16 protein-coding genes are annotated in these 15,639 nt (G+C 58.9%); 8 read left to right on the top strand and 8 right to left on the bottom strand.

The window, feature by feature from the left end; translation table 11 throughout:
* Positions 1 to 23 precede the first annotated feature (23 nt).
* The 6 genes from flgJ to NTD87_RS23820 all read right to left on the bottom strand — a co-directional run bounded on the left by flgJ (position 24) and on the right by NTD87_RS23820 (position 6,654).
* Positions 24 to 1,316 carry a flagellar assembly peptidoglycan hydrolase FlgJ gene (gene flgJ, locus NTD87_RS23845; RefSeq protein WP_262116649.1) on the bottom strand — a complete coding sequence of 431 codons (1,293 nt, stop codon included), beginning with the start codon at positions 1,314 to 1,316 and terminating at the stop codon, positions 24 to 26.
* A 10-nt stretch (positions 1,317 to 1,326) separates the two neighbouring features.
* Positions 1,327 to 2,436 (bottom strand): flagellar basal body P-ring protein FlgI, encoded by a 1,110-nt coding sequence (locus NTD87_RS23840; protein WP_262116648.1) that lies wholly within the window; start codon positions 2,434 to 2,436, stop codon positions 1,327 to 1,329.
* A 15-nt stretch (positions 2,437 to 2,451) separates the two neighbouring features.
* The gene (gene flgH, locus NTD87_RS23835; RefSeq protein WP_262116647.1) at positions 2,452 to 3,132 is read right to left on the bottom strand and encodes a flagellar basal body L-ring protein FlgH; all 681 of its coding nucleotides are present in this window, start codon (positions 3,130 to 3,132) and stop codon (positions 2,452 to 2,454) included.
* A gap of 51 nt (positions 3,133 to 3,183) precedes the next feature.
* Positions 3,184 to 3,969: a flagellar basal-body rod protein FlgG gene (flgG, locus tag NTD87_RS23830; protein WP_262116646.1), complete on the bottom strand. Its 786-nt coding sequence runs from the start codon at positions 3,967 to 3,969 to the stop codon at positions 3,184 to 3,186.
* 45 nt (positions 3,970 to 4,014) lie between these two features.
* The gene (locus NTD87_RS23825; protein WP_262116645.1) at positions 4,015 to 4,755 is read right to left on the bottom strand and encodes a flagellar basal body rod protein FlgF; all 741 of its coding nucleotides are present in this window, start codon (positions 4,753 to 4,755) and stop codon (positions 4,015 to 4,017) included.
* A gap of 339 nt (positions 4,756 to 5,094) precedes the next feature.
* Positions 5,095 to 6,654: a sigma-54-dependent transcriptional regulator gene (locus tag NTD87_RS23820; protein WP_262116644.1), complete on the bottom strand. Its 1,560-nt coding sequence runs from the start codon at positions 6,652 to 6,654 to the stop codon at positions 5,095 to 5,097.
* Positions 6,655 to 6,932: 278 nt separating this feature from the next.
* On the opposite strand from NTD87_RS23820, the gene phhA reads away from it, so the two are divergent.
* From phhA to NTD87_RS23790, 6 genes are all read left to right on the top strand, one after another.
* Positions 6,933 to 7,724 (top strand): phenylalanine 4-monooxygenase, encoded by a 792-nt coding sequence (gene phhA / locus NTD87_RS23815; protein ID WP_262116643.1) that lies wholly within the window; start codon positions 6,933 to 6,935, stop codon positions 7,722 to 7,724.
* Between the two features lie 80 nt (positions 7,725 to 7,804).
* Positions 7,805 to 8,161, top strand: coding sequence for a 4a-hydroxytetrahydrobiopterin dehydratase (locus NTD87_RS23810; protein ID WP_027620983.1), 357 nt, complete (start codon positions 7,805 to 7,807; stop codon positions 8,159 to 8,161).
* Positions 8,161 to 9,354: an amino acid aminotransferase gene (locus NTD87_RS23805; protein WP_410017514.1), complete on the top strand. Its 1,194-nt coding sequence runs from the start codon at positions 8,161 to 8,163 to the stop codon at positions 9,352 to 9,354. The genes NTD87_RS23810 and NTD87_RS23805 overlap by 1 nt, the downstream gene beginning before the upstream one ends.
* Before the next feature lie 304 nt (positions 9,355 to 9,658).
* Positions 9,659 to 9,790 carry a hypothetical protein gene (locus NTD87_RS23800; protein ID WP_262116642.1) on the top strand — a complete coding sequence of 44 codons (132 nt, stop codon included), beginning with the start codon at positions 9,659 to 9,661 and terminating at the stop codon, positions 9,788 to 9,790.
* A gap of 76 nt (positions 9,791 to 9,866) precedes the next feature.
* Positions 9,867 to 10,049, top strand: coding sequence for a hypothetical protein (locus NTD87_RS23795; protein ID WP_262116641.1), 183 nt, complete (start codon positions 9,867 to 9,869; stop codon positions 10,047 to 10,049).
* A gap of 115 nt (positions 10,050 to 10,164) precedes the next feature.
* A complete protein-coding gene (locus NTD87_RS23790) occupies positions 10,165 to 11,379 on the top strand; it encodes an MFS transporter (protein ID WP_262116640.1) in 1,215 nt (404 codons plus the stop codon).
* Here the strand turns inward: NTD87_RS23790 and arfB are convergent.
* On the bottom strand, positions 11,376 to 11,789 hold the full coding sequence (gene arfB / locus NTD87_RS23785; RefSeq protein WP_262116639.1) for an alternative ribosome rescue aminoacyl-tRNA hydrolase ArfB: 414 nt from the start codon (positions 11,787 to 11,789) through the stop codon (positions 11,376 to 11,378). The genes NTD87_RS23790 and arfB overlap by 4 nt on opposite strands.
* Before the next feature lie 239 nt (positions 11,790 to 12,028).
* Positions 12,029 to 13,450 carry an amino acid permease gene (locus tag NTD87_RS23780; protein WP_262116638.1) on the bottom strand — a complete coding sequence of 474 codons (1,422 nt, stop codon included), beginning with the start codon at positions 13,448 to 13,450 and terminating at the stop codon, positions 12,029 to 12,031.
* A 951-nt stretch (positions 13,451 to 14,401) separates the two neighbouring features.
* Here NTD87_RS23780 and NTD87_RS23775 point away from each other — a divergent pair.
* Together NTD87_RS23775 and NTD87_RS23770 are read left to right on the top strand one after the other, a co-directional pair.
* A complete protein-coding gene (locus NTD87_RS23775) occupies positions 14,402 to 14,539 on the top strand; it encodes a hypothetical protein (RefSeq protein WP_262116637.1) in 138 nt (45 codons plus the stop codon).
* 67 nt (positions 14,540 to 14,606) lie between these two features.
* The gene (locus tag NTD87_RS23770) at positions 14,607 to 15,569 is read left to right on the top strand and encodes a leucyl aminopeptidase (protein ID WP_262116636.1); all 963 of its coding nucleotides are present in this window, start codon (positions 14,607 to 14,609) and stop codon (positions 15,567 to 15,569) included.
* The last annotated feature ends 70 nt before the right edge of the window (positions 15,570 to 15,639 follow it).

Below are 15,639 nucleotides of genomic sequence, written 5' to 3'. Positions count from 1 at the left end.
GGTTCAGACCTTATACCTTATGCCTATAAAGGCGTCGTGGAAGAGCCCGCCGCAGCGTAGTTCTGGTAACTCTTCATCTGCTTGGCAATCTGCGAAATCTTGCTGGCGTAGTTCGGGTCGGTTGCATACCCGGCCTTTTGCAATTCGCGTACAAACTGTTCTGGGTTATCGGCCGACTTCAGCACATCTTGATAGCGATTGTTGCTTTGCAACAAAGTCACCAGGTCATGGAAACTGTCCTGATAAGAGTCGTAGGAACGGAACTCGGCCGTCTCCTTGACCATCGCGCCATTTCTGAATTCGCTGGTGATTGCCCGCGCCGAATCACCCTGCCAACTGCTGCCGGCCTTGATGCCGAACAGGTTATGACTGTTGCTGCCATCCTGGGCGCGCATGACCGATTTGCCGTAGCCGGTTTCCAGTGCGGCCTGGGCTACCAGGTAGCGCGGATCGACGCCAATGCGGTCGGCGGCGGCTTTGGCCATCGGCATCATGGTATTGATGAATTCGTCGGCAGAGCTGAAGGTTTTCTTCGCCGGCGCCAGTGGTATTTGAGCCATGGCACGCCCATAAATCTGCATGCCCCCGCCCGATGTCGAATCCGTTTGCGAGGCCAGCCAATCGCCATTGAATAGAGGATCGGACGCAGTCTTGCTGCCCTGAGGTAATTGGACTTTGTTGAGCTCCGTCGTTGTGGTCGCAGCGGTCGTCGATGCCGACGGCACCAGACCGGCGAGCAAGCGGTCCGTGAGTTTCGGCGGCAGTGCCAGACGCCGCTGGTTGAGCAGCGCCACATCATTACTGTGACTGGCCGTTGATTGCGGCGCCTTGACCGACCGCGAAGCCCACAGCGGACGCTCGCCATTGAGTCGCGACAAGGGTCCATTGGTGCCCAGCGTGCCGGCAGCCACCGGCGTCGACACCGCCGCTTTCGCCACTTCCTGTTTGGCGGCAGACATCGCCGCCGCCTCGCCCGGAGCCAGCGGTTTGTTCTTCGACATCTGGCGTATCAGCACGTCGGCCAGACCGATACCATGACCCTGACGAGACATGGAAACCGCCAGCTGCTGGTCGTACATTTCCTGGTACTGCTTGGCTGCCGGCGTGTTCAGCGGATTGTCCTTGCCCAGCGTTTCGGTGGCCGAACGCATGGACTTGAGCATCTCGCCAAGGAACAGCGACTCGAACTCCTGCGCCACTTTGCGCATGTTCGAGTCGCTGTTCTTGTCGCCGACCTTGAGCTGGTTAAGCCGGTTCAGGTCCGAGTACGAACCCGAATCGCCACTGCTGACCAGCCCGCTCTTGTGAAGATCCATGTTCGCCATCTCAAATCACGATCAGGTCGGCTTGCAGGGCGCCGGCCTGTTTCAAGGCTTCGAGGATCGCCATCAAGTCACCCGGTGCCGCGCCAACCTGATTCACCGCACGGACAATTTCGTCCAGCGTGGTGCCAGGGCCAAACTTGAACATGGGCTTGGCTTCTTGCTGAGCATTGACCCGGGAACGCGGCACGACGGCCGTCTGACCATTGGACAAAGGCCCTGGCTGGCTGACGATCGGGTCTTCGGTGATGGTCACGGTCAGGCTGCCGTGAGTGACGGCGGCCGGTGAAACCTTGACGTTCTGACCGATCACGATGGTGCCGGTCCGCGAATTGATGATGACCTTGGCCACTGCCTGACCTGGATCGACTTCGAGGTTTTCCAGGATCGACAGGTAGTCGACACGCTGGCTTGGATCAAGCGGCGCCGTGACACGGATCGAACCGCCGTCGATAGCCTGCGCCACGCCAGGGCCGAGCATATTGTTGATCTTGTCGACGACGCGCTTGGCGGTGGTGAAGTCGGAGCGGTTGAGGTTAAGGGTCAGGCTGTTGCCCTGGTTGAAACCGCTCGGCACCGAACGCTCGACCGAAGCACCGCCGGGGATGCGACCTGCCGACGGAACGTTGACGGTAATCTTCGAACCGTCGCGACCCTCAGCGTCAAAACCACCCACCACCAGGTTGCCCTGAGCGACCGCATAGACGTTGCCATCGATCCCCTTGAGCGGCGTCAGCAGCAAGGTGCCGCCCCGCAGGCTCTTGGAGTTACCGATCGACGATACGGTGATATCGACCTGCTGACCCGGCTTGGCAAACGCCGGCAGATCGGCACTGATCGACACCGCCGCGACGTTCTTCAACTGCACGTTGCCCGACCCTGGCGGCACCTTGATGCCGAACTGCGAGAGCATGTTGTTGAAGGTCTGCAGGGTGAACGGAGTCTGCGTGGTCTGGTCACCGGTGCCGTTAAGCCCGACAACCAGGCCGTAGCCGATCAATTGGTTGGAACGCACGCCTGAAATACTGGCGATGTCCTTCAACCGCTCGGCGTGAGCGCCGAGGGAGGTGGACAGCAACAACAGGGCCGCCATCAGGTGCTTGAAATTAAACATGAGTCGTTTCATCACCTAGAAAGGGAAAAGCGGGCTTAAGAAGAAACGGTCGAACCAGCCTGGCTGACTCGCATCGGCAAACGATCCGGTACCCGAATAGGTGATTCGCGCATCCGCGACACGGGTCGACGAAACAGTGTTGTCGGTCGCGATATCGTCCGCCCGGACCAGACCGGCAATGCGCACCAGCTCATCACCGGTGTTGAGGGTCATCCACTTCTCGCCACGCACCGCGATGATGCCGTTGGGCAATACGTCGGCAACGGTCACGGTGATCGAACCGGTCAGGCTGTTGCCCTGCCCGGCCTTGCTGTCACCCTTGGTCGCACGGTCGCCGCTGTAACCGGCACTCAGGCTCAGGGGGCTATTGGCGGCCGGGGTGCCACCGAACAACGACGTCAGACCCATCGTGGTCTTGCTGGTTTTGGCCAGCTGGGAGTTGGCGTTTTTGCTGGCCTGAGTCTTTTCGTTCAGGGTGATGGTGATGATGTCACCGACCCGGTAGGCCTTGCGGTCGCTGTACAGGTTCTGCTCGAAACCGGCCTGATAGATCGAGCCGTTGTTCGCCGCAGACGGCAAGGGTGTACGAGGCAGCACCGGCGAGTAGTACGGGTCATTGGGCTTCGGCGTCGGGGCGACGCAGCCCGCGAGCACGGCGATCCCACTCAGTGCGAGAACAGATACAAAGCGATTCATGACCCTACCTCACGGTGTTGCAGGCGGCCTCATGCCGCCCCACAGACTTGATTACAGATTTTGCGCGACGAACGAGAGCATCTGGTCGGCGGTGGAAATCACCTTGGAGTTCATCTCGTAGGCACGCTGAGTGGTGATCATGTTGACCATCTCTTCAACGGTGCTGACGTTGGAGGTTTCCAGGGTGTTTTGCAGCGTGGTGCCGAAACCGTTCAGGCCTGGCGTGCCGACTTGTGGCGCGCCGCTGGCCGCGGTTTCCAGGAACAGGTTGTTACCCGCAGCCTGCAGGCCAGCCGGGTTGATGAAGTCGGCGGTTTGCAGGTTGCCGATCACTTGCGAGGTGGCGTTGCCTGGAATGGTCACCGAAACCGTACCGTCGCGACCGACCGTGAAGGTCTGGGCATCGTTCGGAATGACGATTGCCGGCTCCAGCGCGAAGCCGCTGGCATTGACGATCTGGCCGGTGGAGCTCAGGTGGAAAGTACCGTCACGGGTGTAAGCGGTAGTGCCATCGGGCTGCAGAATCTGGAAAAAACCACGACCATCGACCGCCATGTCCAGTGGCTGGTCGGTAGTTTGCAGGCTACCGGCGGTGAAATTTTTCTGAGTGCCGACAATGCGCACACCGGTACCCAATTGCAGGCCCGACGGCAGTGTGCTGTCCTGGGTCGACTGAGCACCTGGCTGACGCTTGATCTGGTACAACAAGTCCTGGAATTCGGCACGGTCACGTTTGAAGCCCGTGGTCGACACGTTCGCCAGGTTGTTGGAAATAGTCGTCAGGTTGGTGTCCTGGGCGGACAGACCTGTTTTGGCAACCCATAGAGCCGGAAGCATTCGATTCTCCTCGTGCGCCTGTTTTACGGCGCGACGTTCTGATAATTAGCTGATCTGCAAGACCCGAGCCATGGCCTGGTCGTCTTCTTTGGCGGTGGTCATCATCTTGATGTGCAGTTCGAACTGCTTGGACAAGGCCAGCACCGAAGTCATTTCTTCGACGGCATTGACGTTGCTCGACTCAAGGAAGCCCGACACCAGTTGCACGTTGGCATCGGCCGGTGCCGGCTTGCCGTCTGCGGTGTGGATCGAACCGTCCAGACCCTTGGTCATGTTCTTGATATCCGGGTTGACCAGCTTGATGCGGTCGACCTCGGCCATGACGCGCGGACCTTCGCCCATCGCACGAATGCTGATCGTGCCGTCCTGACCGACTTCGATTTTCTGCTCGGGCGGCACGGCGATCGGACCGCCATTGCCTATTACCGGCATACCGTTGCCGGCGCGCAGCACACCCAGGGCGTCGACATTCAGACTGCCGGTGCGCACATAGCTTTCGCCACCGCTCGGGTTCTGCACGGCAATCCAGCCGTTGCCGCTGACCGCTACATCGAGGTCACGACCGGTTTCTATCATCGAGCCAGGAGAAAAGTCGGTGGCCGGACGCTCGGTCATGGCAAACGCACGCGCCGGAAAGCTGTCACCAAACACCGGTATCGATCGCGCCTGCTCCAGGTCCTTCTGAAAGCCGTTGGTGGAGATGTTCGCCAGGTTGTTGGCATGAGCCTTTTGCGCCAGTGCGTTCTGGCTGGCGCCGGTCATTGCCACATAAAGGTACTTGTCCACAGTCTTTCCTCTGCATGTCGGACGTTTGCCGCCCACCGCTGTACTGCTGAGCCTCAAGCAATTTGCAGACCAACTTCCACACAGGGGATCCAAGTCCTCTAAACAAAGGACTTGAGAGGAATCAGCAGGGAATGGGCAATTGTGTCAAAGACGAAAAACCGGCGCGGTTATGCCGTTTGGCGGCAACCTTTTGATCTTGAGCTACAGCCACTACCGCCATCGCGAGCAGGCTCGCTCCCACTTTGAGTCTTCAGTGGCCACATAATATGTGAGCACTCCATAACCCTGTGGGAGCGAGCCTGCTCGCGATGAGGCCAGCACAAACACAGCTGATACCAGCTATGGCTCGGTCTTACCCACTTCATATTCACGTAGCTTGTTGGCAATGGTGGTGTGGGAAACCCCGAGGCGCTTGCCCAGTTGGCGGCTGCTTGGATGTTCGGAGTAAAGTCGCTCCAGCACAGCCTTTTCGAACCGCCCGACAATCTCATCGAGGCCGCCTTCCAGCGAGAAATCCCCCAGGGGCTGGCGCACGCCGTAATCCGGCAGACGAATATGTTCAGCCTTGACCGTGCCGCCATCACACAACGAAACCGCTTGAAACAACACGTTCTCCAACTGCCGAACGTTGCCCGGCCAGTGGTAATGGCTGAGCCGGTCCATCGCCGCAGGCGCCAGTTTCGGCAACGGACAACCAATCTGCCGACTGGCCTGATCGAGGAAGTGCTCCACCAATGGCGTCAACCCGTCGAGGCATTCACGCAGCGGCGGGATGTGCAGTGAAAGCACATTCAAACGATGGTAAAGATCCTGACGGAATTCACCGCTCGCACACAGCTCGGACAAATCGACCTGGGTGGCGCAGATCACCCGCACATCCAGATAAACCTCTTCATCGCTGCCGACCCGGCGGAAGCAACCGTCCTGCAAAAACCGCAGCAGTTTCACCTGCAAACGCGGGCTCATTTCCCCGACGCCATCGAGAAACAGCGTACCGCCTGCTGTCAGCTCCAACAGCCCGAGCTTGCCTTCGGCCCGCGCCCCTTCGAACGCACCCGGGCCGTAGCCAAACAGCTCGGTCTCGGCCATCGACTCCGGCAACCCGGCGCAGTTGAGCGCCATCAACGGCGACTGCCCGCGTGGGCTGGCCAGATGGCAGGCGCGCGCCAACAGCTCTTTACCGGTGCCGGTCTCGCCTTCGATCAGCAACGGCGCATCCAGTGGCGCCATGCGCCGCGCTTCGCGGACCACCGCCGCCATGACCTTGGAACTCTGGAAAATGCTATCGAAGCCGCGCAACTCCTGCTTGCGCACGTTATAGATACGCTCACCGACCCGATCAGCCCGATGCAGCGTCAACACCGCACCGGCCATGGCCTCGCTGTCGTCATGCTCCGATTGCAACGGCGCGATATCGGCCAGGAACACGTCACCCTTGACCTTGACCCGCAAGCCGTTGATCCGCGACTTGTTGGCGCGCACCAGCTCCGGTAGATCGAAGTCCTCGGCATAACGCGACAAGGGAATACCCGGCACCTCGTCCACCCGCACACCCAGCAATTGCGCAGCCGCGCGGTTGGCCGCAACGATCGAGCCGCCCATATCAATCGACAACACCGGAAACTCCAGCGCACCGAGCAAGGCGTTCAACTCCATGTGCCGACGCTCGCTGGGCATCAGCCCTACGCGCTTGACGCCGAATACACCGGCAATCGCCTCGAACTTCGGACGCAACGCCTGGAACTGAAGATTAATCAGGTTCGGGCAATGCAGGTAGATCGCATTGCCATGTTCGCCGCCCACCTCACCGCGGGCGACGTTGATCCCGTACTCCACCAGCAGATTGAGGATGTCGCGCAGGATGCCGATGCGGTTCTGGCAATGAACTTTGATACGCATATAAAGGCCCGAACGGTGGTGGATAGAGCACGTGGCGAGGATTTTTCTGCCGACGCGCAAAGTTAGTCGTCAAGATTATGTGACAGCTCAAGGCCTTTTCAAACCGTGAAATCTCAATACCTGCGCCATCGGGGCAAAACCGTAACGAATAGTTTACGAAAAGCCGAGAATTTTCCTACGTGCCACACTCAAACCCTGCTGCAGGGTCGCACAATTCGGCGTATTTCTAAGTCCATAGCAAGACATAACAAGAACGTATCCCTTTGCAGGAGAGCAGCATGAAGCAGACGCAATACGTGGCCCGCGAGCCCGATGCGCAAGGTTTTATTCACTACACCGCTGAAGAACACGCGGTGTGGAATACGCTGATCACTCGCCAGCTGAAAGTGCTCGAGGGTCGTGCGTGCCAGGAATACATGGACGGCATCGAAAAGCTCGGCCTGCCCCATGACCGCATTCCGCAGCTCGACGAAATCAACAAGGTTCTCGGCGAGACCACCGGCTGGCAAGTGGCCCGGGTGCCGGCGCTGATTCCGTTCCAGACCTTCTTTGAATTGCTGGCCAATAAGCAGTTTCCCGTCGCGACCTTTATTCGTACTCGCGAAGAACTGGATTACCTGCAAGAGCCGGACATTTTCCACGAGATCTTTGGCCACTGCCCACTGCTGACCAACCCTTGGTTCGCCGAATTCACCCACACTTACGGCAAACTCGGCCTACAGGCCTCCAAGGAAGAACGCGTCTATCTGGCGCGCCTGTACTGGATGACCATCGAGTTCGGCCTGGTCGACACCCCGCAAGGCCAGCGCATCTACGGCGGCGGCATCCTCTCCTCGCCGAAAGAAACCGTGTACAGCCTGTCCGACGAACCAGAGCATCAAGCCTTTGATCCGCTGGAAGCCATGCGCACGCCGTATCGCATCGACATCCTGCAACCGCTGTACTTTGTCCTGCCTGACCTCAAGCGCCTGTTCGATCTGGCCCACGAGGACATCATGGGCATGGTCCAGCAAGGCATGCAGCTAGGTCTGCACGCACCGAAATTTCCGCCCAAACCCAAGGCGGCCTGAGAGCGCCGCAGTCGCGGCAACCTTGCAAATGCTCGTAAAAAGTAACAACGTCTAACAAGAACTGAATTCAGGAACCCACCATGACCGCTCTGAACCAAGCCCATTGCGAAGCCTGCCGCGCCGATGCCCCACAAGTCAGCGACGAAGAACTGCCGGTACTGATCAAGCAGATCCCTGACTGGAACATCGAAGTTCGCGACGGCGTGATGCAACTGGAAAAAGTCTTCCTGTTCAAGAATTTCAAATTCGCCCTGGCCTTTACCAACGCCATGGGTGAAATCTCCGAGGCCGAAGGTCACCACCCAGGCTTGCTCACCGAGTGGGGCAAAGTCACCGTGACCTGGTGGAGCCATTCGATCAAAGGCCTGCACCGCAACGACTTCATCATGGCCGCGCGCACTGACGAAGTGGCGAAAGACGCCGAGGGCCGAAAATAATGCATTTCGACGCCATCGGCCGAGTACCCGGCGACCCGATCCTCGGCCTGATGGAGGCCTATGCGCAGGACAGCAATCCGCGCAAGTTCGACCTTGGCGTGGGCGTCTACAAGGATGCCCAGGGCCTGACTCCGATTCCGCAGTCGGTGAAACTCGCCGAACTGCGTCTGGTGGATCGTCAGACCACCAAGACCTACATCGGTGGTCACGGTGATGCGGCGTTCGGCAAAGTGATCAATGAGCTGGTGCTCGGCGCTGATTCAGCGCTGATCGCCGAGCAGCGTGTCGGCGCGACCCAGACCCCGGGCGGCACCGGTGCCTTGCGCTTGAGCGCCGACTTCATCGCGCAATGCCTGCCGGGCCGCGGCGTCTGGCTGAGCAACCCGACGTGGCCAATCCACGAAACCATCTACGCCACCGCTGGCCTCAAGGTCAGCCACTACCCGTACGTGGGCAGCGACAACCGCCTCGACGTCGAAGCCATGCTGGCAACCCTGAACCTGATTCCCAAGGGCGACGTGGTGCTACTGCACGCCTGCTGCCACAACCCGACCGGTTTCGACCTGTCTCACGATGACTGGCGCCGTGTGCTGGAAGTGGTTCGCAGCCGCGAACTGCTGCCGCTGATCGACTTCGCTTATCAGGGTTTTGGCGATGGTCTGGAGCAGGACGCCTGGGCCGTGCGATTGTTTGCCGCTGAACTGCCTGAGCTGCTGATCACCAGTTCTTGCTCGAAAAACTTTGGCCTGTACCGCGACCGCACCGGTGCGCTGATCGTCTGCGCAAAGGATGCCGAGAAGCTCGTTGATATCCGCAGCCAACTGGCCAACATCGCCCGCAACCTGTGGTCGACACCACCGGATCACGGCGCCGCCGTCGTGGCAACCATCCTCGGCGACCCGGAGCTGAAACAGCTGTGGGCCAATGAAGTGGAAGCCATGCGTTTGCGCATTGCCCAGCTGCGCACGGGCTTGGTGGAAGCGCTGGAGCCGCACGGCTTGGGCGAACGCTTCGCGCATATTGGCGTGCAACGCGGAATGTTTTCCTACACCGGTTTGACACCGGCTCAGGTGAAAAACCTGCGGGACAACCACAGCGTGTACATGGTCAACTCCGGCCGGGCCAACGTCGCCGGGATTGATGCCACACGCCTGGAGTTGCTGGCGCAAGCCATCGCAGACGTCTGCAAGTAACCCCATGCAAGGCAGGCTCCCTGTGGCGAGGGAGCTTGCTCCCGCTCGAGCGCGAAGCGGTCGTAAAACCTGCATCGAGTTCTAACTGAACGAACCCATTGCCTGGCTTTTGGGGCTGCTCCGCAGCCCAGCGGGAGCAAGCTCCCTCGCCACAATTGCCTGCGAGTACCGGCTGCGGCCATCTGTCGCAACAAGTGGAGATAAAAGTCTTTCTGTCATCTCCCCTGCTGTATCCTGCCCAGGCTTTTTAAAAGCGCGGATCTACACAGCGATTTAAAAACAGACCTTGCGAGGAGCGACCAACATGCACGAGATTCCTAATCTCCCCTTCCCAAGCCTGCACGAAACTGCGCAGACAACCCCGCAACAAGCCGGTGCCCAAAAGCCCGAGCCGAAAGAAGCCACTGGCAGCCGCAAGGCCGACAGCGAAGACTGAAAAAGCACTACCCAGACCGTGTGGAAAGCGCTGACTCATGCGCTTTCCACACAGCCTGAACCCAAGGACCTGCCCCATGAGCGACACCTTCACCGAAAGCCAGGCCAGCGTACTGATCGGCACTGCCGAAAAGATGATCGATGTCTGGAACCGCCTGACACCCGAGAAACAAGCCCTGCTACTGGCCCGCTTCGGCAGCCAGGAAAACGCCCTCGCCGCACTGGTCACCACGCAATTGGTCGCACCCGCCAAATCCTGATGCCTGTCAGGCAACACAACGGCCGACACCTGGCGCCAATTTCTCCCCCTCTGCGCATCCAACCATCGGTATCATAAGCAGCCTATCTATCCTGCTGTCCCGTGGACCTTTTCCCATGCCAGATCCTCAGCGCCCCATGGCGGTCACGCTGCAAGTCGTATCCATCGTCCTGTTTACCTTCATCGGCTACCTGAACATCGGCATCCCCTTGGCCGTGTTGCCGGGCTATGTGCACAGCGACCTGGGCTTTGGCGCCGTGATCGCGGGCCTGGTGATCAGCGTGCAATACCTCGCCACCCTGCTCAGTCGCCCCTACGCGGGCCGAATCATTGACAACCAGGGCAGCAAACACGCGGTGATGTATGGCTTGGCCGGATGCGGCTTGAGCGGCGTATTCATGCTGCTGTCGGCCTGGACGCAAAGCCTGCCGACCTTGAGCCTGATCAGCCTGTTGATCGGTCGACTGGTGCTGGGCAGTGCCGAAAGCCTGGTGGGATCGGGATCGATCGGCTGGGGCATCGGCCGGGTCGGGGCAGCGAATACCGCCAAGGTCATCTCCTGGAACGGCATCGCCAGTTACGGCGCACTGGCCGTCGGTGCACCGCTCGGTGTGCTGCTGGTGCATCACTTCGGGCTGTGGAGCATGGGCGTGAGCATTCTGTTGCTGGGAGCGCTGGGATTGCTGCTGGCCTGGCCGAAAACCGCAGCGCCGATCGTCGTCGGCGAACGCCTGCCCTTCATGCATGTCCTGGGACGGGTGCTGCCCCACAGCTGCGGGCTGGCACTGGGCTCGATCGGATTTGGCACCATTGCCACCTTCATCACCCTGTATTACGCCACCCGACATTGGGACGACGCCGTGCTCTGCCTGAGCCTGTTCGGTGCCTGTTTCATTGGCGCGCGCCTGTTGTTCGGCAACCTGATCAATCGCCTTGGCGGCTTTCGTGTGGCGATTGCCTGCCTGTCGGTCGAAACCCTCGGCTTGTTGCTGTTGTGGCTGGCCCCGGACGCCCATTGGGCACTGGCGGGTGCGGCGTTGAGCGGGTTCGGCTTCTCGCTGGTGTTCCCGGCGCTGGGTGTGGAAGCGGTGAATCTGGTGCCGGCCTCCAGCCGTGGCGCAGCGGTCGGGGCGTACTCGTTGTTTATCGACTTGTCGCTGGGGATCACCGGGCCATTCGCGGGTGCCATCGCGGCCGGATTCGGTTTTGCCTCGATCTTCCTGTTCGCCGCCCTCGCCGCCTTGAGCGGTTTGATGCTCAGCGTCTACCTGTACCGCCAGGCGCCACTGCACCTGAACGAAAAGTATCGAGAAGAACGCGAAGCCCGCTAGAAGTCGACTTTGCCACGCCCGGCCTTGATCGAGCCGCGCTTGGTTTTTGACTCCAGCCGCCGCTTCTTCGAACCCAGGGTCGGTTTGGTCGGGCGACGCTTCTTTTCAACCTTGGTGGCGCTGAGGATCAACTCGGTCAGCCGCGCCAGCGCATCGGCGCGATTGGCTTCCTGCGTACGGTATTGCTGGGCCTTGATGATGATCACACCGTCACTGGTGATCCGACTGTCACGCAGCGCCAGCAACCGTTCCTTGTAGAACTCTGGCAAGGATGACGCCGGGATATCGAAGCGCAAGTGCACCGCACTGGAAACCTTGTTGACGTTCTGTCCACCCGCGCCTTGCGCACGAATGGCGGTCAATTCGATCTCGGCATCGGGTAGATGCACGTTGTTGGAAATCTCCAGCATGGAAAAGCGTGTCCGCGTTAGGGGTGCATCAGGATACCCGAATAGCCTGAAGGAAATTACAGGCCATTGTGGGAGCGAGCTTGCTCCGGGCGGCGATCCGACGATAGCGGCTTGTCATTCATATTGATGTTGCATGTGCCGTCGTCATCGCGAGCAAGCTCGCTCCCACAGGGTTTTGTATGAACCCTGGAAACAACAAACCCGGCATTGGCCGGGTTTGTTGTTGATGCAACGTACGCTTACTTCACAGCAGAAGCAGCAACGTTCAATGCCTGTTGAGCACTGCGCTTGTTCTTGATGTTGTAGCACACCCACATGAACACGACCCACACCGGAATCGCGTACACCGAGACCTGGATGCCCGGGATCATCAGCATGATGCACAGGATGAAGGCCACGAATGCCAGGCAAATGTAGTTGCCGTACGGGTACCACAGCGCCTTGAACAGCGGCGTTTGTTTAGTACGGTTCATGTGCTGACGGAACTTGAAGTGCGAGAAGCTGATCATCGCCCAGTTGATCACCAGCGTCGCAACCACCAGCGACATCAGCAGTTCCAGCGCGTGCTGCGGCATCAGGTAGTTCATCACCACAGCGACGAACGTTACCGCGGCCGAAGCCAGGATCGAACGCACCGGCACGCCGCGCTTGTCGATCTTCGCCAGGGCTTTCGGCGCATCGCCCTGTTCAGCCATGCCCAACAACATGCGGCTGTTGCAGTAGGTGCCGCTGTTGTACACCGACAGCGCTGCCGTCAGAACCACGAAGTTGAGGATGTGCGCCGCAGTATTGCTGCCCAGCATCGAGAACACCTGGACGAACGGGCTACCGCTATAGGCATCGCCGGATGCGTTCAGGCTCGCCAGCAGGCTGTCCCACGGGGTCAGCGACAGCAGAACCACCAGTGCGCCGATGTAGAAAATCAGAATCCGGTAGATCACCTGGTTGATGGCTTTCGGGATCACGGTTTTCGGCTGGTCGGCTTCTGCTGCGGTGAAACCAAGCATTTCCAGGCCGCCGAAGGAGAACATGATGATCGCCATGGCCATTACCAGACCGCTGACACCATTGGGGAAGAACCCACCGTGTTCCCACAGGTTGGTCACCGAGGCTTGCGGGCCGCCATGGCCGCTGACCAGCAGGTAGCTGCCCAGAGCAATCATGCCGACAATCGCCACGACCTTGATGATCGCGAACCAGAACTCCGCTTCGCCAAAGACTTTGACGTTCGCCAGGTTGATCGCATTGATCATCACGAAGAACACTGCGGCCGAGGCCCAGGTCGGGACGTCCGGCCACCAGTAGTGCACGTATTTGCCGACGGCGGTCAGCTCCGACATGCCAACCAGAATGTACAGAATCCAGCAGTTCCAGCCCGACAGGAAGCCGGCGAAACCGCCCCAGTATTTGTGGGCAAAGTGACTGAACGAGCCGGCCACCGGCTCTTCAACGATCATTTCGCCCAGTTGGCGCATGATCATGAACGCGATGAAGCCACAGATCGCGTAGCCGAGGATCATCGACGGGCCGGCCGATTTCAGTACGCCGGCAGAGCCCAGGAACAATCCGGTACCGATCGCGCCACCGAGGGCGATCAGTTGAATATGGCGATTTTTCAGGCCGCGTTTAAGCTCGCCTGAATGCGAGTTTTGTCCACTCATGAAAAGGGTCTCACGCAAGGTTTGATGATGTTCGTTAAGACGTTGCTGCTCGGATCAGGATTAAGCAGCGCGGATCAAACCCCAGCGCAGGTACCAGGAGTTCAGCGTTTTTTTACTGGTCATGCGTCACCTGTTTGTTTTTATCTGTGACGAAATCGAACCCGACACGCTTGTGACGCGGCGGAGTTAACAAGACGGGTAGCCTTGAGTTTTGCGCAGTTACGCAGGGAGGTCACAGTTAAAACGCGGCGCATTGTACACCTGTAACCCCCTGCTGCCAGACGCCGCTGGATCAGCGCGTCGTTTGCCGGGATTGCCTGTGTCCGCCCCGAGGGTCCCGGGCGGCTGCAAAAAATGGGTCAGACCTTTGCGGGTCATTGACGGGGACGATGGAAAAATCGCCCTTTGAGGAGAGATGGAGATGACTCACGGCGTTCATTGCGCCCCCTTCTTGTTATGCACCTGCACGACAGGCATGGGCGCATCTCACCGCCGAAAGCGTCCTGAAACAAGCGGATCAGAGCCCTGAAAACCCCATGGCCGAGAGCCAACCGGAAGCTTTTCCTTACAGCCTTCGCCGTAACGCGTATCCGTGGTGCAGAACACGGCTTTTCGTAAAGAATTATTTACGACACGTAACATGATTTTTCCACGGCAGATCTTTCTGTAGGTCGACTGCAAATTGACGGTAGTCCTATTCCTACAGACGAGGTCGAGTTAGCACTTTGTTTTTAATTGAAAAAATCGACAACACAAAACAGAATAAAAATTTCACAAAAGCATAATTTAAATATTAAATTGTATTTTTAAAACGACTGGACTAGGTTTCCAACCACTTGCCAGACCGTGAAGTCCTGCAAGTAAGCGGCAACTCTTTTCAGTCGCAATGATTTATTCATGCACGGAAAACAGCACCGCCATTCAACCGAAAAGTCATCTAGGAGATTCACTATGCAAGCATTGGAAAAAGACTTGGAAACTGAACTGCAACTGGACGATTGGTTTGAAGCGCCGACCCATGACGCTGCTGTTGAAATGATGCAAGCCGACGCGGTCGTTCCGTTCGGCACGGCGATGTGGCCGATGTAAGACATCCAGGCAGAGGCGACCAGGCCGGTCGCCGCTGCCGTTTTTCGCTGACCGTCAGGGAGGACTCATGGATCGACACCGCGCCATTTCGCATTTCCTTTACTACCTCGAACACCATCCCGCTCTGGTTGGCGTACGTCCGGCCAAGGTCTTGCTTGGGCATACGGCACCCTACGAGGCGTTGACCAGCGCGATCATCGAACAAGCGTCCGAAGAGCCGTTCCAGTTCAGCGCCATGCGCCTGGACCTCGAACCGACCCCGGCCCTGGTGCAGGCCATTGCCGACTGCGATCTGTACATTTTCTTCTACGACTCATCGACGCTGCCCAATCCGCGCCCGGACGGCCCTGATTTTGTTCGTGCCCTGCAAAGCGTCATGGCCGACAACTGGAAAAAATCGCTGCTGTTCAAGGATTACGGCGATTACTTCTACGACACTTTCAGCGTCACACCGCAACGTATCGCCGGGCTCAACAGCCACCTGATCCAGCGCATGTCCCAGGCCACGACCCTGAGTTTCAGTGATCGGCATGGCTCTTACTTCGAAACACCGCTGAGCAGCATCAAGAAGTGGACCAATATCAACGGCGTCGGCAACTTCGACCTGGCGCCCGGCGAGATCGCCACCCACAGTGAAGCCATCAATGGCCAGGTGAAGTTCGTCGGTACGTTCCTCGGCACCATCCCCTTCGCCCGCAAATACGGTGTGCTTGAATCACCGCTGGAGCTGTGGATCGAGAATTCGACCATCCGCCGAATCGCCACGGACGTGCCGGGGCTGGAGCATGATTTCAACAAGTACCTGGACGCCAACCCGTCCAATCGGCGCATCGAGGAGTTGGGGATCGGCACCAATGAGGGCGTCAAAGACCTGTATGCGCGCAACGCCGGCTTCGAAGAGCGCCATTGCGGCCTCCACCTGGGATTGGGCGGTGGCGCCAAGGGCAGCCATCACCTGGACCTGATCTTCGCCAGCGGCGTGCTGGCGCTGGATGACAAGCCAGTGTTTGATGGGCGGTTTGTATTTTGAACCCCGAAAAATAGTGGTGATGCCACCGATGCTATCGCGAGCAGGCTCGCTCCCACAGGTGAACGAGATC

This window comes from Pseudomonas sp. 6D_7.1_Bac1 (genome assembly GCF_025465945.1).
Classification (GTDB): Bacteria; Pseudomonadota; Gammaproteobacteria; order Pseudomonadales; family Pseudomonadaceae; genus Aquipseudomonas.
Note: the sequence above shows the minus strand (reverse complement) of the source record. Positions and strands in the feature narration are given on the sequence as shown.

Bases quoted from the DNA above. Each gene is read 5' to 3' on its own strand.
- flgJ (WP_262116649.1), bottom strand. From the start codon at position 1,316: ATGGATCTTCACAAGAGCGGGCTGGTCAGCAGTGGCGATTCGGGTTCG.
- NTD87_RS23840 (WP_262116648.1), bottom strand. From the start codon at position 2,436: ATGTTTAATTTCAAGCACCTGATGGCGGCCCTGTTGTTGCTGTCCACC.
- flgH (WP_262116647.1), bottom strand. From the start codon at position 3,132: ATGAATCGCTTTGTATCTGTTCTCGCACTGAGTGGGATCGCCGTGCTC.
- flgG (WP_262116646.1), bottom strand. From the start codon at position 3,969: ATGCTTCCGGCTCTATGGGTTGCCAAAACAGGTCTGTCCGCCCAGGAC.
- NTD87_RS23820 (WP_262116644.1), bottom strand. From the start codon at position 6,654: ATGCGTATCAAAGTTCATTGCCAGAACCGCATCGGCATCCTGCGCGAC.
- phhA (WP_262116643.1), top strand. From the start codon at position 6,933: ATGAAGCAGACGCAATACGTGGCCCGCGAGCCCGATGCGCAAGGTTTT.
- NTD87_RS23810 (WP_027620983.1), top strand. From the start codon at position 7,805: ATGACCGCTCTGAACCAAGCCCATTGCGAAGCCTGCCGCGCCGATGCC.
- NTD87_RS23805 (WP_410017514.1), top strand. From the start codon at position 8,161: ATGCATTTCGACGCCATCGGCCGAGTACCCGGCGACCCGATCCTCGGC.
- NTD87_RS23800 (WP_262116642.1), top strand. From the start codon at position 9,659: ATGCACGAGATTCCTAATCTCCCCTTCCCAAGCCTGCACGAAACTGCG.
- NTD87_RS23795 (WP_262116641.1), top strand. From the start codon at position 9,867: ATGAGCGACACCTTCACCGAAAGCCAGGCCAGCGTACTGATCGGCACT.
- NTD87_RS23790 (WP_262116640.1), top strand. From the start codon at position 10,165: ATGCCAGATCCTCAGCGCCCCATGGCGGTCACGCTGCAAGTCGTATCC.
- arfB (WP_262116639.1), bottom strand. From the start codon at position 11,789: ATGCTGGAGATTTCCAACAACGTGCATCTACCCGATGCCGAGATCGAA.
- NTD87_RS23780 (WP_262116638.1), bottom strand. From the start codon at position 13,450: ATGAGTGGACAAAACTCGCATTCAGGCGAGCTTAAACGCGGCCTGAAA.
- NTD87_RS23775 (WP_262116637.1), top strand. From the start codon at position 14,402: ATGCAAGCATTGGAAAAAGACTTGGAAACTGAACTGCAACTGGACGAT.
- NTD87_RS23770 (WP_262116636.1), top strand. From the start codon at position 14,607: ATGGATCGACACCGCGCCATTTCGCATTTCCTTTACTACCTCGAACAC.